Here is a 19,811-nt window from a genome sequence, read left to right as displayed (position 1 = left end):
CGATCCTCAGCCGATGATGCGGGCACCCGGCACGGGGCCGTGCACGTGCAGCGGGTCGAGCCCGTTCTCCCGCAAGGACGACTGCACGTCCTGCGCCGTCTCAGGGTCGGGGCAGAGCAGCGCGATCGTGGGCCCCGAGCCCGACACGATGCCCTGCAGCGCACCGGCGGCGACCCCGAGGCTGATCGTCTCGGCGAGGTCGGGCCGTTCGTACAGCGCCGCGGCCTGCAGATCGTTGAACAGGGTGTCGGCGAGCTGGGCCGGGTCCCCCGAACGCAGCGCCTGCAGCACGGGGATGGGCACGTCCAGCGACAGCTGCGGGTCGTCGGCCAGGGCACCCTCGTCCTCGCGCAGCAGGTCGAGGCGCTCGTACACCACGGGCGTCGACAGCCCCTGCTCGCTGGGCACCAGGATCCAGTCGAAGCGTCCGCGGGCGAGTGCCGGGTTGAGCTGGTCTCCCCGCCCCGTACCCACAGCCGTTCCCCCGTGCAGCGCGAACGGCACGTCGGCACCCAGACGCGCGGCCAGGTCGTGCAGTCGGGCCTGCGACAGCCCGGTGCCCCACAGCGCATCGCACGCCACGAGGGCGGCTGCCGCGTCCGCCGACCCTCCCCCCATGCCGCCGGCGACGGGCACGCTCTTGCGGATCTCGAGCGCCACCCCGCCCGGATGATCCACCGCGACGGCGAGCAGCTTGGCCGCGCGCATCGCGAGGTTGCGGTCGTCCAGCGGCACGGACTCGATGTCCTCCACTCCGGAGACCGTCACCGAGAAGTCGTCGGCGGGGCGCGCGATCACGTCTTCGTAGAGCGAGACCGCCTGGAAGACCGTCGCCAGCGCGTGATAGCCGTCGTCGTGCCGGCCGCCGACCCCGAGGAAGACGTTGATCTTCCCCGGGGCGCGCACGTGCACGGAATCGGCGAACGCGGCATGGCTCATGATCGGGTCACAGCTCCGAGGACTTCGCCCACAGGTTGACGTCGATGGCGCCGGCGAGCTCGTCGATGCGGGCGAGCTCCCCGGTCGTGAAGTCGGGACCGTTCACGGCCGCGATGTTCTCATCCAGCTGCTCAGGACGCGAGGCGCCGATCAGCGCCGAGGCGACGACGGGGCTGCGCAAGGTCCACTGCAGTGCGAGCTGCGCGAGCGACTGGCCGCGCCCCTGAGCGACCTCGTTCAGCGAACGCAGGGTCTGCACGGCCTCGTCCGTGAGCCGGCCCTCCGGCAGCGAGCCGCGCTTCTGCGCACGCTCGGCCGTGCCGTCTCCGAGGTACTTGTCGGTGAGCAGGCCCTGAGCCAGCGGGGTGAACGCGATCGCGCCGAGGCCCGACTGCTCCAGGGTGTCGGTCAGTCCGTCTTCGACCCAGCGGTTCAGGATCGAGTACGCGGGCTGGTGGATGACGAGCGGGGTGCCGAGCTCCTTGGCGACGGCCACGGCCTCGGCCGTACGCTCCGCACTGTAGGAGGAGATACCGACGTACAGGGCCTTGCCCTGGCGCACGAGCGTGTCGAGCGCGCCGACCGTCTCGGCGATCGGGGTGACCGGGTCGACACGGTGGGAGTAGAAGATGTCGACGTAGTCGAGGCCCATCCGCGTCAGCGACTGCTCGGCGCTCGCGAGGATGTACTTGCGGCTCGCGAAGTCGCCATACGGGCCGGGCCACATGTCCCAGCCGGCCTTCGACGAGATGATCAGCTCGTCGCGGTAGGGGCGGAGGTCTTCGGCGAAGATGCGGCCGAAGTTCTTCTCGGCGGAGCCGTAGGGCGGGCCGTAGTTGTTCGCCAGGTCGAAGTGGGTGATGCCCCGGTCGAACGCGTGGCGCAGCAGTGCGCGCTGGTTGTCGAGCGGGATGTTGTCGCCGAAGTTCCACCACAGCCCGAGCGAGATCGGGGGCAGGTACAGGCCGGACGTGCCGACCTGACGGTAGGCGAACTGCTGGTAGCGGCTCTCGTCCGCGGCATACGGACGGTGCAGCTCGGGGACATCGGGACGGAAGCGGGGGGAGTCGGTCACGGTGCCAGATTACTGGGTGGAAGCGACATCGTCGGAGAGCACGTCCAGCGCGGGAGCGTGCTGCGCGATGCGCTGGTAGTCCTCGACCGTGAGGTCCTCGCCCCGAGCCGTCGGAGCGACACCGGCGGCGGTCAGCACCTCCGAGGCGGCAGCCGAGCTGCCGAAGATCCCGGACAGTGCCTGACGCAGCATCTTGCGGCGCTGGTTGAAGGCCGCATCGACGATCTGGAACGTGCGACGGCGCTCCTCCTCCGTGCCGCGCTCACCCTCGGACCGGTCGAAGCCGACGAGCAGGCTGTCGACGTTCGGCACCGGCCAGAACACCTGGCGGGAGACGTTTCCGGAGAGCTTCCACTCGCCGTACCAGGCGGCCTTGACGCTGGGCGAGCCATAGATCTTCGAGCCCGGCTTCGCGGCCAGCCGTTCGGCGACCTCGGCCTGGACCATCACCACGCCGCGCTGGAGATACGCGAAGTTCTCCAGGAAGTGCAGCAGCACCGGCACCGAGACGTTGTAGGGGAGGTTGGCGACCAGCACGGTGGGCTCGCCGGGGAGCTCGGTGATGCGCAGCGCATCCGCATCGACGACCGTGAGGCGGTCGGCCTCGACACCGTGCTCGGCGGCCGTCTGCGCGAGCCGGGCCGCGAGTCGGTGGTCGATCTCGACGGCTGTGACGGAGGCGCCGGTCTCGAGGATCGCCAGCGTCAGGGAGCCGAGACCCGGACCGACCTCGACCACGCGCTCGTGCGGCTGCACACGGGCCGCCTGCACGATCTTGCGCACGGTGTTCGCATCGGTGACGAAGTTCTGGCCGAGCTTCTTCGTCGGGGTGACGTCGAGCTCGGTGGCGAGGCGGCGGATCTCGGAGGCGCCGAGCAGGGTGACGGTCATCCCCCCATTCTCCCCCACACTCCGGTGTCCCCACTCCTCAGTAGTCTTCTCTGGTGCCTTCCCTCGGAGAACTCGTCGCGCCCCGTCGCATGGGCCGCGATTTCCGATGGCTGCTCGCGTCGTCGTGGACGAGCAACGTCGGTGACGGCGTCGCGCTCGCGGCCGCTCCCCTGCTGATCGCATCGATGACCTCGTCGCCGATCCTGGTGGCGGCCGGCGCGATCCTGCAGTTCCTCCCCTGGCTCCTGTTCGGCCTGCATGCGGGAGCGATCGCCGACCGCTTCGACCGACGCCGCCTGGTCATGTTCGCGAACGCCGCCAGGGCTGTCTTGCTCCTCGCACTGTGCGTCTTCCTGATCACCGGCGTCGCGAACATCTGGATCGTGCTCGCTGTGGCCTTCCTCTACGGCACCGCCGAGGTCTTCGTCGACACGGCGGGCAGCACGCTGCTGCCGATGCTGGTGAAGCCCGCCGACCTCGGCATCGGCAATGCACGTCTGCAGGCCGGATACCTGGTGGCGAACCAGTTCGCCGGTCCGCCGCTGGGCGCCTTCCTGTTCGCCGCCGGCACCGCCTGGCCGTTCCTGCTCGAAGTCGTGTGCGTCAGCCTCGCGGTCGTCCTCATCTCCCGCATGGCTCGCACCCCGGTGCCGCCGCGCGCGATCGACGAGCGCACGCCGGTGCACACCGACATCGCCGAGGGGCTCCGCTGGCTGTGGCGCAACCCGCCCGTGCGCATGCTGGTGCTCATCATCCTGGTGTTCAACATCACCTGGGCGGCGCCCTGGGGTGTGCTCGTGCTCTACGCGACGGAGCACCTGCAGATGGGCGCGGTGGGCTACGGCGCCCTCACGACCGCGTCGGCGGCCGGTGGCATCCTCGCGACGCTCAGCTTCGGCTGGTTGGAGCGACACGTCTCCTTCGCCACCCTGATGCGTGTCGTGCTGTCGCTCGAGGTGCTCATGCACCTGGCGTTCGCCCTCACCACCGCCGGATGGGTCGCGCTGATCATCATGTTCTTCTTCGGGGCGTACGCGTTCGTCTGGGGCACGATCTCCACGACCGTGCGACAGCGTCTGGTGCCCGCCGAGCTGCAGGGCCGGGTGGCCTCCGTGAACATGGTCGGGGTGTTCGGCGGCATGGTCGTCGGGCAGGCGCTCGGCGGCGTGATCGCCCAGGTGTGGGGACTCACCGCGCCCTGGTGGTTCGCCTTCGTCGGGGCGGCCCTCACCCTGCTGCTGGTGTGGAAGCCGATCTCGCAGATCGTGAGCGCGAAGCCCGTCGCCGAGACCGGGCCCGAAGACGTGGAACCCGAAACTCAGTCGGCGAACGAGCCGTAGACCCGCAGGGTGTTCTCGGCCAGCTGGGCGCACAGCTCGTCGACCTCGATGTCGAGCTCGGCGGCCATGAAACGCACGGTGATCGGCACGAGGTAAGGCGCGTTCGGGCGGCCCCGCAGCGGCACGGGGGTGAGGAACGGGGCATCCGTCTCGACGAGGATGCGATCGAGCGGCGTCACCTTCAGCGCATCCCGCAGGTTCTGCGCGTTCTTGAACGTCACGTTGCCGGCGAACGACAGGTGGTAACCGGCGTCCGCGCAGAGGCGGGCCATCGCGTCGTCGCCCGAGAAGCAGTGGAACACCGTGCGTTCCGGGGCGCCGACACGGGAGAGCGTGGCCAGCACGGCCTCATGCGCGTCGCGGTCGTGGATCTGCATCGCGATGCCGTGCTTCTTCGCGAGCGCGATGTGCGCCTCGAACGAGGCGAACTGCGGCGCGCGGCGCTCGGGCTCTGTGCGGAAGAAGTCGAGCCCCGTCTCGCCGATCGCCCTGGTGCGGGGGTGCGCGGCGAGCTCGTCGATCACCTCGATGGCCTCGTCCAGGCCCACGCCGCCCCGCAGGCCCTCTTCCGCGTAGGTCGGGGCATCGTTCGGGTGGATGGCGACTGCGGCCAGGACGCGGGGATCCGACTCCGCGGCCTCGACCGCCCACCGGGACGACTCGATGTCGCCCGAGGCCTGCACGACGCCGGCGATGCCAACGGCCGCCGCGCGGTCGAGCTGCTCGGTGAGGCTCAGCGGCTCGTCGCCGTCGACGATCTCCAGGTGCGCGTGGTTGTCGTACACCGGAACGGCCAGCGGTTCGGGCGCGGCGGGATACCTCAGATCCTTGCGTCCGTCACCGTCACGGCGCTGCACATACGTACCCGACATCGCTCAGGCCGCGGACTCCACCCGCGGGAACAGCGGCGCCAGGCCGTTGACGCTGGCGCCGGGGCGCAGCACGCCCCAGGCTCCGGCCTCGCGGATCGGCTGGTCCTGCAGACGGCCCAGGGTCTCGGCGGCGCCGAGGGCGATCCACAGCTTCTCCGTCGACTGCGGCATCACCGGCGAGAGCAGCACGGCGAGCGCACGCAGCCCCTCGGCACAGGTGTAGAGCACGGTGGCGAGACGCTCGCGCTGTTCCTCGTCGCCGCTGTTCGCCTGCTTGGCCAGCGCCCACGGCTCGTTCGCGGTGATGTACCCGTTGAGCGCGTCCACGATGGTCCAGATCGCCGAGATCGCCTCGTCGATGCGGAAGTTCGCGATGGCCGCATCCGCGTTCGACGCGGCATCCGCCACGATCTTCTGGATCGCGAGGTCCTTCTCGGTGTACTCGGCCGCCGGCGGCACGACACCCTCGAAGTACTTCTCGATCATCGCGGTCGTGCGCGAGGCGAGGTTGCCGAAGCCGTTCGCGAGCTCGGCCTGGTAGCGAGCGGACAGGTCCTCCCACGAGAACGAGCCGTCCTGGCCGAAGGCGATCGCGGAGAGGAAGTAGAAGCGGTACGCGTCGGAGCCGAAGACATCGGTGATCTCGGTCGGCGCGATGCCGGTGAGCTTCGACTTCGACATCTTCTCGCCGCCGACCAGCAGCCAGCCGTGCGCGAAGACGCCCTTCGGCACGTCGAGTCCCGCCGCCATCAGCAGCGCGGGCCAGATCACGGCGTGGAAGCGCAGGATGTCCTTGCCGACCACGTGGTACGCCGGCCAGCGGCGCGCGAAGGTCTCCTCGTCGGAGCCGTACCCGACGGCCGTGGCGTAGTTGAGCAGCGCGTCGACCCACACGTAGATGACGTGCGACTCGTCCCACGGCAGCGGGATTCCCCAGTCGAAGGTCGAGCGGGAGATCGAGAGGTCCTTGAGGCCCTGGCTCACGAATGACACGACCTCGTTGCGCGCCGAGTCGGGGCGCACGAAGTCGGGCTGGGTCTTGTACAGCTCGAGCAGCCGGTCCTGGAACTCGCTGAGCTTGAAGAAGTAGTTCTTCTCCTGCAGCAGCTCCAGCGGCTTCGAGTGGATGGCGCAGACCTTCAAGCCCTCGAAGGGTCCGGTGCCGTCGACGATCTCCGACTCCGGCTTGAACTCCTCGCAGCCCACACAGTAGAGCGCCTCGTACTCGCCCGCGTAGATATAGCCGCGGTCGTACAGGCGCTGGAAGAACGTCTGCACGTTCGTCTCATGCCGCTCCTGCGTGGTGCGGATGAAGTCGTCGTTCGCGACGTCGAGGGTCTCCAACAACGGGAACCAGCTCTCGCTGACGAGCTTGTCGACCCACTCCTGCGGAGTGACCCCGTTCGCCGCGGCGGCGCGCAGCATCTTCTGACCGTGCTCGTCGGTACCCGTCAGCATCCAGGTGTCATCGCCCGCCTGGCGGTGCCACCGTGCGAGGGTGTCGACGGCCACCGACGTGTACCCGTGACCGATGTGCGGCACGTCGGAGGGGTAGTAGATGGGCGTGGTGATGTAGAAGGATTCGCCTGCGGGCATGGAGCAATTCTAGGTGCCGCACGAGAGGTGGTTTCGCGCTCAGCCGACGGAGACGTCGATGCGGTGCCATCCCTGCGCACCGTCGGGTGCGGGGGCGGCCGGATCCGAGGTCTGCGTCTCGCCGTCGGCGCTCAGCGCCCGGCATTCGATGGTGTGCGAACCGCTCTCGGCGGTCCATTCGAGGCTCCACTGCACCCACGTGTCGGCGGAGATCGCGGTGGCGAGATCCGCCCTGCGCCATGGCCCTTCGTCGATGCGCACCTCCACCCCGGCGACCCCGACATGCTGCTGCCACGCCATTCCCGCGATCACCGCGTCCCCGGCCGGGATCGACTGTCCGCGGCGCGGGACGTCGATGCGCGACTGCAGCTTGATGGGCCCGCGGTCGGACCAGCCGCGGCTCGTCCAGTACGCCGTGGCGCGGTCGAACCTCGTGACCTCCAGCTGCGTGACCCACTTCGTGGCCGACACGTAGCCGTACAGCCCCGGCACCACCATCCGCACCGGGAAGCCGTGTTCGATGGGCAGCGGCTCGCCGTTCATGCCGATCGCGAGCAGAGCGTCCCGATCGTCGGTGAGCGCCTCGAGCGGCGTCGACGCCGTGAAGCCGTCTGCCGAGGTGGAGAGCACCATGTCCGCTTCCGCGTCGACGCCCGCACGCGCGAGCAGCTCGCGGATCGGCAGCCCCAGCCAGCGCGCGTTGCCGATGAGCGATCCGCCCACCTCGTTCGACACGCAGGCGAGCGTCACGTCCGCCTCCTGCAGCGGCATGGCGAGCAGTTCGTCCCAGGTGATGCGCACCTCGCGATCGACCATGCCGTGGATGCGCAGCGACCAGTCGGCGGGGTCGACCTGAGGGACGATCAGTGCCGTGTCGATGCGGTAGAACTCCGCGTTCGGGGTCACGACCGTGGCGAGACCGGGGATGTCGAGCTCCGCGCCGGCAGGAACCGCGGCCGCGGTCTCCGCTGCCTTCGGAAGCCGCAGGGCATCGCGGACCGCCTCGATCGAGCGGCTCGCGCCGCGGGCGACGTTGCCGATGATGAGCGCCACGGCACCGGTCGCGGCGACCCCGACCGTCCACAGCAGGAACCGCCGCCGATCCTCGCCGTCGGGGTGCAAGCCGGCGACCGGACGCAGTCGAGCGACGAGGAGACGCAGCACGACCACCGCGACGAGTCCGGCGACGAGACCCGGGAGCCAGGCGAACGGTCCAGCGCCCGGACGGATCATCGCGGCCACGACCGCGAGCACACCGAGTGCGCCGAGGATGACCGCTCCGATACCGGACCGCCGCCGCTCCAGGATACCGGCGAGCGCGGCGACGACCACGAGCACTAGAGCGATGCCCACGATCAGCGCCACCTTGTCGCCGGTGCCGAAGAGCGCGATCGCGGTGTCCTTCGCCCAGCTCGGTGCGAGGTCGATGAGTCCGCTCCCGATCACCGCGAACGGGCTCGCACTCGGCTCGACCACAGCGGCGACGAGCTCTGCCAGCCCGACGGCGAGGAACGACGCGCTCAGTCCGGCCGCAGCCGAGCGGAGCGTGTCGTCCCTCGTCGCGTGCTGCGCGTTCGTCATGACCCGAGGGTAACCCCGCTCAGAGCCCGTTGCGCCGCGCGACCTCTCCCAACCAGGCGAGGGAGGGCTTCGGGAACCGCTCGAAGGTCTCGTGGTCGAAGCCGATCAGCCCGAACGTGGGCCGGAAGCCGCTGGCCCACTCGTAGTTGTCGAGCGCGCTCCAGTGCTGATAGGCACGCACATCGACGCCGTCGGCGATCGCGCGGTGCAGGCCTTCCAGCGCTCCCTGCGTGTAGGCGACGCGTCGGGTGTCGTCGGCGGTCGCGATGCCGTTCTCCGTCACGAGGATCGGTACCCCACCGCTGCGCTCCCACGCACTGCGCACGCCCAGTTCGAGCGCATCGGGGAAGAACTCCCAGCCTGTGAGCGTCGTCTCGACGTCGTCCGACACCGGACGCGGACCTTCCGGGCCGATGAAGGTGCGGGTGTATGCCTGCACGCCGACGAAGTCGTCTCCGGCCGACTGCTCGAGGTACCAGTGGTCGCGCGGGTCGCCGTACGTGGCGAGCATCTCGTCCGCTCCCGGTTCTCCGGTGGAGTGGAACGCCTGCGTGGCGATCGTCCATCCGGCTTTGACTCCCGGCACCGAGTGCAGGATCTCGCTGGCACGGTGGTGCGCGTCCAGCAGGGTGTCGGCCACGGCGAGGTCAGGGTTCGGGAGGCCGTAGGCGACGAGGTTCGCAGCGTCCTCTCCCCCGGCCAGCATCGCGGCGATGTTCGGCTCGTTGATCGTGCACACGTAGTCGACGCCGTCGAGGATCGGGAGCACGGTCTCGACGTAGCGGGAGAACAGATCCACCGCGTCGTCCGCGCGCCAGAAGCCGTCCTTCTGGAACCACTGCGGCACCGTGAAGTGCATGAGCGTGACGGTGGGGTCCAGTCCATTCTCACGCGCCGTGTCGATCATGCGGCGGTAGTGGTCGAGCATCGCCCGCGAGATGAACCCGCGCTCCGGCTCGATCCGCGCCCACTCGACCGAGAAGCGATAGGAGTTCAGCCCCGCCTCGGCGAGCAGCCGCATGTCCTCCGGGTAGCGGTGGAAGTGGTCGGCAGCGTCACCGGAGGGCTCCACCATGGGCGAGTCGGGAGCATGCTCCATCGCCCACCAGTTGCTCGTGGTGTTGTTGCCCTCCACCTGGTGGGCCGCTGTCGCGGCACCCCAGAGGAAGCCGTCGGGGAATGTGAGCACGGATGCGCTCCTCTCTCTTTCTTGCAGGCGTCGTCCGCGCGTCAGCGGGCGCGGGCGGGGTTCGGCACGGCGTCGAGCAGTTCGACCGTGTACGGGTCCTCCGGATGCTGCAGCACCTGCGAGGTCTCACCGCGTTCGACCACTCGGCCGCTGTTGAGCACGAGGATGTTCTCGGTGACGAGACGCGCGCTCAGCAGGTCGTGCGTGATGTAGAGCATGCTGATGCCCCACCGCTCGCGCAGGTCCTCCAGCAGCGCCAGCACTCCGGCGCGGAGCGATACGTCGAGCATCGAGACCGGTTCGTCGGCGATCAGCACCTGCGGGTCGCTCGCGAGCGCCCTGGCGATCACCACGCGCTGTCGCTGTCCTCCGGAGAGCTGGTGCGGCAGCTTGGCCGCGAACTGCTCGACGGGAGTCAGGCCGACGGTCTCGAGCAGCTCGAACACCCGGGCTCTGGCCTCCGGACCGCGCAGCTTCGTGTAGTTCACGACCGGCCGGGTCAGGGCGTACTCGACCGTGTGCAGCGGGTTGAGCGCCGCGTACGGATCCTGGAACACCATCTGCACGTCCTTGCGCAGATCGCGCAGACCACGGCGCTTGAGCGTCGCCACGTCGGTGTCCCCGAAGCGGACGGTGCCGGAGGTGGGCTTCTCGACGCCGGTGAGCATCTTGGCGATGGTCGACTTGCCCGAACCCGATGCGCCGACCAGGGCGAGGGACTCCCCCGGTTCCAGCCGGAACGACACGTCGTCGACCGCGGTGACGGCGCTCTGTCCGCGACGCGGTGCCGGGTAGTGCTTCGAGACGCCCTCGACCACGATCGCCGCATCCGCCCGACGGGTGTCGCGCGACGACACGGTCGGCAGGGTCTCGGTGACGTCGGTGCGCGAACGTCCCTCACGACGCCGGGTGCCCGCGTCGAGGAATCCGGGGATCTCGATCTTCTCGGCCCGGGGGTCGGCGTAGTGGCTCAGCAGCATCCGCGTGTACTCGTCCTGCGGGCGTTCCAGGATGTCGATGCTCCTGGCGTCCTCGACGATGTGTCCCTCGTGCATCACCATCACCCGGTCCGTCGCCTCCAGCACGATGCCGAGGTCGTGGCTGATCAGGATCGCGGTGAAGCGCTCGGCCCGCTGCAGGTCCTTGATCGTGTCCATCACGGCATGCTGCACCAGCACGTCGAGCGCGGTGGTGGGCTCGTCGAACACCATCAGCTGCGGTTCGAGCGACAGGGCGAGGGCGATCGAGGCGCGCTGGCGCATACCGCCGGAGAGCTCACCCGGGAAGCGGGCGAGCACCGAGGGATCGAGGCCCACCTTGCCCACGAGCTCCTGAGCCCTCGCCTCGCGCGCGTCCTTCGGCACGTGGCCGTGCGCAGCGAAGATGTCGCGGAAGTGGTTGCCGATCGTGCGCACCGGGTTGAGCGCGTTCATGCCCGACTGCAGCACCATCGCGAACCCACCCTGACGCTGACGGCGCAGCTCCTCGGCGTCGAGCTCCCGGATGTCACGTCCTCCGAACAGGATGCGTCCTGCGCTGATCCGTGCCGGCGGCTTCTGCAGTCGCGTGAGGGCGAATCCGAGCGTGGACTTCCCTGAGCCGGATTCACCGACGAGTCCGACGAACTCCCCACGGCGGAGGGAGAACGAGACGTCCTCGACCGCGGTGACCGGCGTCGTCCCCGGCGAGGCGTACTCCACCGAGAGGTTCTGCACGTCCAGCAGGATGTCGTTCTCGCGCATGTCGATGTTCTCCGTCATGGCGGTCATCGCCCCTTCCCCTCTCGCAGGCGCGGATTGGAGATGCCGTCCACGCCGAAGTTGATCAGTGTCAGACTGAGCGCCAGCAGGGCGATGCACAGACCGGGGGCGAACAGCAGCAGCCACTGTCCGGTGAGCAGCGAGTTGGAGTTCTGCGCCCAGTAGAGCATGGTGCCCCAGCTGACGATGCTGGAGTCGCCGAGGCCGAGGAACTCCAGCCCCGCCTCCGCCAGGATCGCCGCAGTCGCCGCACCGAAGAGGGTGCCCGCGATGATCGAGGTCATGTTCGGCAGGATCTCGCGGAACACGATGCGCGTCCTGCTGTCGCCCGAGAACTGCGCCGAGGTGACGAAATCGTTCCCCCGCAGCGACTGCGTCTGGCTGCGGAGCACACGCGCACCCCACGCCCAACCGGTCACGACGATCACCGCGATGATCATCAGGATGCCGCCGTTCTGCAGGTAGGCGGCGATCACGATCATGAGCGGCAGGCCGGGGATCACGAGGAAGAGGTTGACGATGAAGCCGATCACCTCGCCGAGGAACCCTCGCATGTACCCCCAGCTGAGGCCGATGAGCACGGCCACGATCGTGGACAGGATTCCGGCGGCGAAGCCGACAAGGAGGCTGACCTGTGCGCCGTAGATGAGCTGGCTGAGCACGTCCTCCCCGGCAGCGGTCGTGCCGAGCCAGTGCGCCCCCGACGCATCGGCGTTGCGCTCGAAGCCGTTGTCCTTCGCGCCGTACGGGGCCAGGAGAGGGGCGAACACCGCCACCAGCACGAAGAAGGCGAGGATGCACAGCCCGAGCCGCGCCTTGCCGTTGCTCCAGAGCGTGGCGACCATGCGTCCGAAGGCGCGCCACGGGCTGGGCGCGGCGATGCGCTCGGCGGGGATCTTGACGTTCATGGTGGAGGTCATCGGCGAGTCCTCGGGTCGAGAACCCCGTAGAGGATGTCTACGAGGAAGTTGGCGATGAGCACGCTCACGGTGATCATCAGGAAGAGCGCCTGCATGAGCGGGTAGTCCTGCCCGATCACGGCGTTGAACAGCAGGTATCCGATGCCGGGATAGCCGAAGACCTGCTCGACGAGGATCGATCCGCCCACCACGCCGCCGAGCGTGAGCCCGAAGCCCGTGAGGTTCGGCAGGATCGCGTTGCGGGCCGCGTACCGGAGGGCGATCGTGTGCCCCCGCAGACCGTTCGCCTCACCGAAGGTGATGTAGTCCTCGCCGAGGGTGTTGATCATGGCGTTGCGCATCCCGATGATCCAGCCGCCCAGCGAAATGAGCAGGATCGTCAGCGCCGGAAGGAACGCATGACTGATCAGATCACCGAGGAACTCCCACGTGAAGCCAGGGGTCGTCGTCGCGGAGTAGGCGCCGGTCGTCGGGAACCAGTGCAGCACGTACCCGAAGAAGAAGAGCAGCAGCAGCGCCGTCCAGAAATAGGGGAACGTGCTCAGGAACGATCCGGTCAGCGTGGGCAGCGAATCGAGCCACGTCCCTCGGCGCCAGGCAGCCATCACTCCGATGAGCGTGCCGATCACGAACGCGAGCACGGTGACGATACCGACCAGCCCGATCGTGTAGGGGAAGGCCGTGGAGACCATGCTCGACACCGACTGCGGGTAGAACGTGTACGAAACGCCGAAGTCGAGCCGCACGACCTGACCGAGGTAGGCGATGTACTGATCCCACAGCGACCCGGTCGGAACACCCAGCTGTGCCTCGATGGCGGCACGCGTCGCATCCGACACCGGCCCGTTCTGGGACAGCTTGGCGATGGCGGCATCCGCCGGGGAGCCCGGCATCATTCGCGGCAGGAAGAAGTTCAGGGTGACCGCGGCCCACAGGGTGAGCACGAACAGGCCGAACTTCTGGAGCACGTACTTCACTTGTCGTCCTCCTGCACTCGCTCCAGCCGGGTGAAGATACCCAGCGGCGCGGAGTCGTAGTTCTGCGGGATCATGTACGGGTCTTCCTCACTCGGCCAGCCGGTGAACTTGGCATCGCTGAACAGGCCCCAGATGCCGCCGTAGTAGAGGCCGATCACGGGCATCTCGTCGTAGACGATGCGCTGCAGCTCCTTGACGATCTCGGTCTGGCGAGCGGTGTCGACGGTCTCGCGGTACTCGGCCAGCAGCTCATCGACCTCGGGTGACTTGTAGCGCTCGAAGTTGTTCGCCGTGGCCTCGCCGGACGGCACATAGAACTCGCTGGAGAGCAGGTTGTTGTACGCCTGGTAGATGTCGCCGTTCCCCATGCCGCCGATGGCCATCTCGAAGTCGCCGTTGCTGATCGCGCTCTGATAGCCCGCGGGCTGCGGGAGCTTGAGGGTGACCTTCACGCCGACCGCGGCGAGCTGGCTCTGCACGGTCTGCGCCGCGCGCGTCCAGTCGGAGTAGCCGTTCGCGGTGGTCAGGGCGAACTCGAGCTGCTGGCCGTCGGCCCCGATGAGCCGGTCGCCGTCGAGTGTGTACCCCGCCTCGGCGAAGGCGGCGAGCGCTGCGTCCCTGTCCTGCGTGATCATGCCCTGGTCGGGGATGCTCGGGTCGAGGTACTGCTGCTGGTTGGGCAGGATGAGTCCGGTCTGACCGGCCGGCTTCATGTAGCCCTCCGATGCCGTCTCGGCGATCTCGTCGCGGTCGAGCGAGAGAGCGATGCCCCGGCGCACGTTCACGTCGTCGAAGGGCGCCACCTCCAGGTTCGGCATGAGCGCGATCACGCCACCCGGCGGGAACCACCAGTTGTTGTGCTCGCTCGCCGCGCCCCAGGTGCCCTCGACGTCGGAGATGAAGGAGTAGGCCCAGTCATAGCCGCGGGTGACGGTGTCGAGCTGGGAGTTCGTGGCGGGGAGGATGATGTGCTCGATCTCGATCGAGTCGGCCTGCCAGTAGTCGGGGTTCTTGTCCATCGAGTACTGCTGGTCGTTGTAGTTGCCGAGCACGAAGGGACCGGTGCCGACCGGGTTCTCGTTGCGGTATGTGCCCGGATCCTTCACGTCGGCCCAGAGGTGCTCGGGGACGATCATGGTCTGGCCCAGGATCGACAGCGAGGGGGCGTCTTCGGTCTTGAGGTGCAGCACCACATCGTCGCCCGAGGTGTCGACACTGTCGAGGTGCTGCCACGCACCCTTGATATCGAGGGACGGGTTGTCCTTGAGCAGCTGGAAGGTGAACGCCACGTCTTCGGGCGTCAGGTCTTCCCCATCGCTCCAGGTGACGCCATCGCGGATCGTCATGACGATGGTGCGGGCGTCGGGCTGCGTCCATTCGGACGCGAGCCAGGGGTTCTGCGTGCCGTCGAGCGGGTTGATCAGGATGAGCGGCTCGTAGATCCACCGGGACGCGGTGCGCGTGTTCGTGAGATACGGGTTGAAGTTCTTCGTGAAGAACGGGTTGCCCTTGTCGGCATTGATCAGCATCGTGTCGGCACCGATCGAGGGATCGGGTTGGGATGTGATCTGGATGCTGCAGCCGCTGAGTGCGACCGCCACGGCCGCGAGGCCCACGATCGCCGCTCTGCGCCAGCGCTGCATCACGCGCCCTCTCGGCGTTGTGCCCTCTGACATCTGCCACCTCATGTCGTCTCTGTCATGACCGGCGACCGACGCCGCCTTCCAGATTGTAAGCGCATACATTTTGAGATCGCAACCCCTTGACACCGGCGCGGTGAGCGTTTCCGGCCGGTCAGAGGGGGCGCTGCGAGCTCTCGCGGAGCAGGATCTGCAGCGGCAGACGGGCCACCACGGGCTCCGCCTCGGCGTGCTCGAGACGGCGGGCCAGCACCTGCACGGCCGCGCGTCCGAGGTCGATCATCGGCTGACGGATCGTGGTCAGCGGGGGCTGCGACAGGGCAGCGGCCTCGATGCCGTCGAAGCCCGTCACGAGCATGTCGTCCGGTACGTGGACGTCCGCTCCGCGGAACACGTCGAGCGCTCCGAGCGCCATCTGATCGTTCGCCGAGATCAGCGCGGCCGGCGCCCCCGTGACGAGAAGCTCCTCGGCCGCCCTCCGACCAGAAGCCCGTGTGAAGTCGCCGCGCAGCACCGTCACGTCGTCGAGGCTCCGCCCCGCCCCCGCCACCGCGGCGGCGAAACCGTCCCAGCGCTGCAGACCGTCGGGAGAGTCCGCCGGTCCCGCGAGGAAGGCGAGCCGCCCGTCTCCCACCTGCCCGAGCACGTGCCGGGTCAGCTCCGCCATGGCCTCGGCGTTGCTCACCGTCACGTGGTCGTAGTGATCTCCGCGCGGCGGGCCGGAGAGCACCACCACGGGGATGCGTCGCGCCAGTCGCGCCAGAACGTCGTCCGGCACGCTGCTCGCGAGCACCATGAGGCCGTCGACCCGACCAGCCATGTCCCGCACCGTGGAACGGTCAGGATCATCGCGGCCGACGCCGACCATCAGTACGAAACCCTGCTTCCATGCTTCGAGCTCGGCGCCGCGCAGCACCTCGTCGAGGAACAGCATCGAGGTGTGCCCGCCGTCGGACTCGGTCTCATCGCGGACGATCGCGAAGGGAGGCGCGTGTTCCTCAGCGGCGGAGAGCGCGTCGAGCGGCGGGGCATCCTCCGCGGCGTCGAAGCCGGGGAAGTACAGCCCGAGCACGCCGGTGCGGCGTTCGGCGAGTCCGCGGGCACTGCCGCTGGGGACGTACCCGAGAGCGGTCACCGCATCGAGCACGCGCTCCCGCGTGACCGGACGCACGGCATCCGGCGAGCGCAGCACGCGCGAGACCGTGGCGATCGAGACGCCGGCCCGATCGGCCACGTCGTACACGGTCGCCGCCTTGCTCACGGTCACACTCCTCCGGAGCGAGCGGCGAGAGCCGCCTGGTAGAGGTCGCGGGAGGAGAGACCGGTGAGGGCGGCGACCTCGGAGGCGGCGTCCTTCAGGCGGACGCCGTCCGCGACGAGCGTCTGCACCTGGGTGAGGGCGTCTTCCGGAGAGGCGTCTCGGCGGGAGGCCCCTTCGACCACGATCACGATCTCGCCCTTGACGCCGTCCTCCGCCCACGCGACGAGTTCGGGCGCAGTGCCGCGGCGTACCTCCTCGTAGAACTTCGTGAGCTCGCGACACACGGCGATGCGCCGCTCGTCGCCGAACGCGGCTCCCATGTCCGTCAGCGCACCGGCCAGACGTGCGGGCGACTCGAAGAAGACCATGGTGCGGGGTTCGGCAGCCAGGGCGCGAAGGGTCGAACGCCGCTCCCCCGGCTTGCGCGGCAGGAAGCCCTCGAACGTGAAGCGATCGGTGGGCAGGCCTGAGATCGCCAGTGCCATCAGCACCGCGCTCGGCCCGGGGATCGCGGTCACCGTCACGCCCTGGGCAACGGCCTCGGCGACCAATCCGTATCCCGGATCGCTCACCGTGGGCATCCCGGCATCGCTCATCACGACGATGTCGGTCTCCGCGGCGAGCGCCGCCAGCTCGGCCGCCTTCTGCTTCTCGTTGTGGTCGTGCAGGGCGATTAGGCGAGGTCTGTTGTCGATCTCCAGCGCCTTGAGCAGTCGCTGCGTGGTGCGGGTGTCCTCGGCCACGACGACCTCGGCGTTCTCCAGCACCTCCACGAGGCGGCGAGACGCGTCGCCGAGATTTCCGATCGGAGTGGCGGCGAGGATGATCACCCGCCCAGCTTAGGCGGGCGCGATGCAGCGGAACGAGAAGGCACGTTGTCTAGGCTGGACCGGTGACCGCGCCCGAACCATTGCTCCCCGCTCCCCCCGAGCGGTCGACGCGCTACGGGCAGCTCCGCGATCGTCTGCTGCTGGATCCCGACTGGGGTCGCGCGATCCGCTGGCTCGCGCCGCTCGTCATCACCGCGATCGCCGCGCTCCTGCGCCTGATCAACGTCGCCCACCCGCACCAGCTCGCCTTCGACGAGACCTACTACGTCAAAGACGCCTGGTCGCTGTGGACCCTGGGCTACGAGGGCACCTGGGGCGAGAACGCCAACGATGCGTTCGTCACGCTGCAGCAGTTGCCGTTGTCCGAGCAGGGCGCGTTCATCGTGCACCCCCCGCTCGGCAAGTGGCTCATCGCGCTCGGCATGGCGATCGGCGGACCCGACAACAGCGCGGGATGGCGCCTCGCCACCGCGGTGCTCGGCACCGCATCGGTGCTGCTGGTCTACCTGATCGCCCGCCGCCTCAGCGGCTCCGTCGTCGTCGCGAGCGTGGCGGGGACGCTGCTCGCGATCGACGGTCTGAGCATCGTGATGAGCCGCATCGCCCTGCTCGACGGCATCCTGACCTTCTTCGTCCTGCTGGGCGTGCTCTTCGTGATCATCGACCGGCAGCGGACGATCCCCGTGCTCGAGAGGCGAGACCCCGAGCGTCCCGACCCGTTCTGGGGGCCGGTGCTCTGGCGTCGCCCCTGGCTCGTCGCCGCAGGGCTGGCGCTCGGGGCGGCCTCGGCCGTGAAATGGTCGGGCCTGTACGTGCTCGCGGGTTTCGGCCTCTACGTCGTCATCACCGATGCGCTGGCGCGGCGCCGCGCCGGAGTGGTCCTGTGGCCGACTGCCGCCGCGTTCCGCCAGGGTCCCGTCTCGTTCGTGCTGCTCGTCTTCCCCGCTCTCGCCGTGTACCTGGTCAGCTGGACCGGATGGCTCGTGACGGCCGGAGGGTACGACCGGCAGAGCGACTCCAACCCGCTGATCGCCCTGTGGAAGTACCACGAGTCGATGCTCGGCTTCCACGTCGGTCTCACCAGAGGGCACCCGTATGCGAGTGCCGCATGGGAGTGGCCGTTCCTGCTGCGCCCCACCGCGGTCTGGGTCGACTCCGAACCCACGGGATGCGGCACCGACCACTGCATCGGCGTGATCTCGGCGATCCCGAATCCCCTCATCTGGTACGCGGGCGTCGCGGCCTCGATCTACCTGGTGTACCGCCTCGTGCGGGGGTGGATCACGAAGCAGCCCGTGGGCCCGGAGCTGAGCATCCCCCTGGTCGGTCTCGCTGTGACGTACCTGCCCTGGCTCATGTTCCCCGAGCGCACGATCTTCCAGTTCTACACGGTCGTCATGATGCCGTTCCTGGTGATCGCCCTCGCGATGACGTTGCGGATCATCGCCGGGAAGCGCGAGGATCCGCTGCACCGTCGACAGTCGGGCGAGCGCACCGTGATGATCTTCCTCGCCTTCGTCGTGCTGGTGTCGGCGTTCTTCCTGCCGCTGTGGACCGGGATGAGTGTGCCCTACGACTTCTGGCTGCTGCACAACTGGCTGCCCGGCTGGGTGTGACGCGTCAGCAGCAGGATCGCGAGAGCCGCGGCTGTCAGGCCTGACGCGACCCAGATCGGGGCGAGCAGGCCCCACCCCGCGCTGAGTGCAACCGCACCGAGCACCGGACCGACGGCCGCGCCGACGTTCAATGCCGCCGTGGCGTACGAGCCCCCCATCGTGGGCGCACCCGATGCGGCGTAGAGCACGCGGGTGATCACCGTGCTCCCGACGGCGAAGGACAGCACGCCCTGCACGAAGACGAGCGCGAGGAGCGCAGCCGGGGCGGAGGCGAACGCCGCCAGCCCGACCCAGCCCGTCAGCAGCAGCGGTCCGCCGACGAAGAGCACGAGCCCGGGACGCCGGTCGCAGAGCCGGCCCGCGAGCGCCACGCCGAGGAAGGAACCGATACCGAACAGCACCAGCGCCGCCGACACCCAGATCTCCGCAAGACCCGCCGCCTCGGTGACGACGGGGGCGAGGAAGGTGAAAGCCGCGAAGGTGCCACCGTTGATCAGCGCACCGATGCCCATGGGCAGCAGGAGCATCGGCGTCGCCAGCTGACGGAGTTCTGCGCGGAGGCGCGGTGAGGCTGCGGCCTGCTCCGCTGAGCCCACCGAGTTCGCGATGCCGCGCACGACGCCGATGATCGCCGGAGCGCACAGGAGGGCGACAGCCCAGAAGGTCGCCCTCCACCCCAGGGCCGAACCGAGCAGGGAGCCGCCCGGCACTCCCGCGACCGTGGCGACCGTCGTGCCGGCGAGCAGGATCGACAGCGCCCGCCCCTTCCGATCGGCCGGAACCATGGCAGTGGCCGCGCGCAGGGCCACCGCGAGGAAGCCCGCGTTGGCGAGCGCCGCGAGCACACGGGTGAGGAGCAGCACCGGGAACATCGGGGTCAGCGCCCCGACGACATGGCACCCGGCGAACAGCACGAGACACGCGACCAGCGTGCGTCGGGGCGGCCATCGGCGTGCGAAGGCCGCCATCATCGGCGCGCCGACCACCATGCCGACCGCGAAGGCCGAGGTGAGCAGACCCGCGGTGCCGACGGAGACGTCGAGATCGGCGGCGATCGCGGGCAGGAGACCCGCGAGCATGAATTCGGACGTGCCCATGACGAAGACGGCAAGGGCGAGCAGGTAGAGAGCAGAGGGCATGGCAGTACTCCGAGGTGAGAGATCAAGAAGGGGGCTTCTCGTCACCACGGCCGGCATCCGGGGATGCACCGGTGGGCGCCTCCGCGGAGGGGAGGCGCAGCTACGGGATCGCAGCTATCGGCGCACGGGGCCGGCGGTGTGACCGACGGCCCCCGACTCGTCTGACTCGGGACTCGACATGCTCG

General features: G+C 69.0%; 16 protein-coding genes. 2 read left to right on the top strand and 14 right to left on the bottom strand.

Features of this window, described 5'->3' with window-relative positions:
• Window positions 1–6: 6 nt before the first annotated feature.
• The 3 genes from FFS56_RS08705 to rsmA are packed head-to-tail and all read right to left on the bottom strand — an operon-like array spanning window position 7 to window position 2,905.
• A complete protein-coding gene (locus tag FFS56_RS08705) occupies window positions 7–939 on the bottom strand; it encodes a 4-(cytidine 5'-diphospho)-2-C-methyl-D-erythritol kinase (protein WP_058632403.1) in 933 nt (310 codons plus the stop codon).
• A 7-nt stretch (window positions 940–946) separates the two neighbouring features.
• A complete protein-coding gene (mgrA, locus tag FFS56_RS08700) occupies window positions 947–2,014 on the bottom strand; it encodes an L-glyceraldehyde 3-phosphate reductase (RefSeq protein ID WP_127012458.1) in 1,068 nt (355 codons plus the stop codon).
• Between the two features lie 9 nt (window positions 2,015–2,023).
• Window positions 2,024–2,905, bottom strand: a complete 882-nt coding sequence (gene rsmA, locus FFS56_RS08695; protein WP_127012459.1) for a 16S rRNA (adenine(1518)-N(6)/adenine(1519)-N(6))-dimethyltransferase RsmA — start codon at window positions 2,903–2,905, stop codon at window positions 2,024–2,026.
• A 53-nt stretch (window positions 2,906–2,958) separates the two neighbouring features.
• Here rsmA and FFS56_RS08690 point away from each other — a divergent pair, with 53 nt between their 5' ends.
• The gene (locus tag FFS56_RS08690) at window positions 2,959–4,245 is read left to right on the top strand and encodes an MFS transporter (RefSeq protein ID WP_233437310.1); all 1,287 of its coding nucleotides are present in this window, start codon (window positions 2,959–2,961) and stop codon (window positions 4,243–4,245) included.
• On the opposite strand, the gene FFS56_RS08685 is transcribed toward FFS56_RS08690, so the two are convergent.
• The 10 genes from FFS56_RS08685 to rsmI form a co-directional block, all read right to left on the bottom strand.
• Window positions 4,224–5,117 carry a TatD family hydrolase gene (locus tag FFS56_RS08685; RefSeq protein WP_127012460.1) on the bottom strand — a complete coding sequence of 298 codons (894 nt, stop codon included), beginning with the start codon at window positions 5,115–5,117 and terminating at the stop codon, window positions 4,224–4,226. The genes FFS56_RS08690 and FFS56_RS08685 overlap by 22 nt on opposite strands.
• Before the next feature lie 3 nt (window positions 5,118–5,120).
• A complete protein-coding gene (gene metG, locus FFS56_RS08680) occupies window positions 5,121–6,713 on the bottom strand; it encodes a methionine--tRNA ligase (RefSeq protein WP_137771915.1) in 1,593 nt (530 codons plus the stop codon).
• A gap of 39 nt (window positions 6,714–6,752) precedes the next feature.
• On the bottom strand, window positions 6,753–8,294 hold the full coding sequence (locus FFS56_RS08675) for a molybdopterin-dependent oxidoreductase (RefSeq protein ID WP_127012462.1): 1,542 nt from the start codon (window positions 8,292–8,294) through the stop codon (window positions 6,753–6,755).
• 19 nt (window positions 8,295–8,313) lie between these two features.
• Window positions 8,314–9,483 (bottom strand): family 1 glycosylhydrolase, encoded by a 1,170-nt coding sequence (locus FFS56_RS08670; RefSeq protein ID WP_046749724.1) that lies wholly within the window; start codon window positions 9,481–9,483, stop codon window positions 8,314–8,316.
• Window positions 9,484–9,524: 41 nt separating this feature from the next.
• The gene (locus FFS56_RS08665; protein WP_233437311.1) at window positions 9,525–11,252 is read right to left on the bottom strand and encodes an ABC transporter ATP-binding protein; all 1,728 of its coding nucleotides are present in this window, start codon (window positions 11,250–11,252) and stop codon (window positions 9,525–9,527) included.
• On the bottom strand, window positions 11,249–12,163 hold the full coding sequence (locus tag FFS56_RS08660; protein WP_127012463.1) for an ABC transporter permease: 915 nt from the start codon (window positions 12,161–12,163) through the stop codon (window positions 11,249–11,251). The genes FFS56_RS08665 and FFS56_RS08660 overlap by 4 nt, the downstream gene beginning before the upstream one ends.
• Window positions 12,160–13,140: an ABC transporter permease gene (locus tag FFS56_RS08655; RefSeq protein WP_127012464.1), complete on the bottom strand. Its 981-nt coding sequence runs from the start codon at window positions 13,138–13,140 to the stop codon at window positions 12,160–12,162. The genes FFS56_RS08660 and FFS56_RS08655 overlap by 4 nt, the downstream gene beginning before the upstream one ends.
• Window positions 13,137–14,816 carry an ABC transporter substrate-binding protein gene (locus tag FFS56_RS08650; RefSeq protein WP_046749727.1) on the bottom strand — a complete coding sequence of 560 codons (1,680 nt, stop codon included), beginning with the start codon at window positions 14,814–14,816 and terminating at the stop codon, window positions 13,137–13,139. Before FFS56_RS08650 ends, FFS56_RS08655 begins: the two co-directional genes overlap by 4 nt.
• Before the next feature lie 118 nt (window positions 14,817–14,934).
• Window positions 14,935–16,041 carry a LacI family DNA-binding transcriptional regulator gene (locus tag FFS56_RS08645; protein WP_127012465.1) on the bottom strand — a complete coding sequence of 369 codons (1,107 nt, stop codon included), beginning with the start codon at window positions 16,039–16,041 and terminating at the stop codon, window positions 14,935–14,937.
• 2 nt (window positions 16,042–16,043) lie between these two features.
• Window positions 16,044–16,871, bottom strand: a complete 828-nt coding sequence (gene rsmI / locus FFS56_RS08640; protein WP_127012466.1) for a 16S rRNA (cytidine(1402)-2'-O)-methyltransferase — start codon at window positions 16,869–16,871, stop codon at window positions 16,044–16,046.
• A 62-nt stretch (window positions 16,872–16,933) separates the two neighbouring features.
• Here rsmI and FFS56_RS08635 point away from each other — a divergent pair, with 62 nt between their 5' ends.
• Window positions 16,934–18,487, top strand: coding sequence for a phospholipid carrier-dependent glycosyltransferase (locus FFS56_RS08635; RefSeq protein ID WP_127012467.1), 1,554 nt, complete (start codon window positions 16,934–16,936; stop codon window positions 18,485–18,487).
• Here the strand turns inward: FFS56_RS08635 and FFS56_RS08630 are convergent.
• Complete coding sequence (locus FFS56_RS08630; RefSeq protein WP_046749730.1) at window positions 18,442–19,626, bottom strand: Cmx/CmrA family chloramphenicol efflux MFS transporter; 1,185 nt, start codon at window positions 19,624–19,626, stop codon at window positions 18,442–18,444. The genes FFS56_RS08635 and FFS56_RS08630 overlap by 46 nt on opposite strands.
• Between the last annotated feature and the right edge of the window lie 185 nt (window positions 19,627–19,811).

The organism is Microbacterium sp. Beta, assembly GCF_005502545.1.
In the GTDB taxonomy this organism is placed as follows: domain Bacteria; phylum Actinomycetota; class Actinomycetes; order Actinomycetales; family Microbacteriaceae; genus Microbacterium; species Microbacterium oxydans.
Note: the sequence above shows the minus strand (reverse complement) of the source record. Positions and strands in the feature narration are given on the sequence as shown.

Coding starts and splice junctions, on each gene's coding strand:
- FFS56_RS08630 (WP_046749730.1), bottom strand. CDS start 19,626: ATGCCCTCTGCTCTCTACCTGCTCGCCCTTGCCGTCTTCGTCATGGGC.
- FFS56_RS08660 (WP_127012463.1), bottom strand. CDS start 12,163: ATGACCTCCACCATGAACGTCAAGATCCCCGCCGAGCGCATCGCCGCG.
- metG (WP_137771915.1), bottom strand. CDS start 6,713: ATGCCCGCAGGCGAATCCTTCTACATCACCACGCCCATCTACTACCCC.
- FFS56_RS08685 (WP_127012460.1), bottom strand. CDS start 5,117: ATGTCGGGTACGTATGTGCAGCGCCGTGACGGTGACGGACGCAAGGAT.
- FFS56_RS08665 (WP_233437311.1), bottom strand. CDS start 11,252: ATGACCGCCATGACGGAGAACATCGACATGCGCGAGAACGACATCCTG.
- FFS56_RS08650 (WP_046749727.1), bottom strand. CDS start 14,816: ATGTCAGAGGGCACAACGCCGAGAGGGCGCGTGATGCAGCGCTGGCGC.
- rsmA (WP_127012459.1), bottom strand. CDS start 2,905: ATGACCGTCACCCTGCTCGGCGCCTCCGAGATCCGCCGCCTCGCCACC.
- FFS56_RS08705 (WP_058632403.1), bottom strand. CDS start 939: ATGAGCCATGCCGCGTTCGCCGATTCCGTGCACGTGCGCGCCCCGGGG.
- FFS56_RS08675 (WP_127012462.1), bottom strand. CDS start 8,294: ATGACGAACGCGCAGCACGCGACGAGGGACGACACGCTCCGCTCGGCT.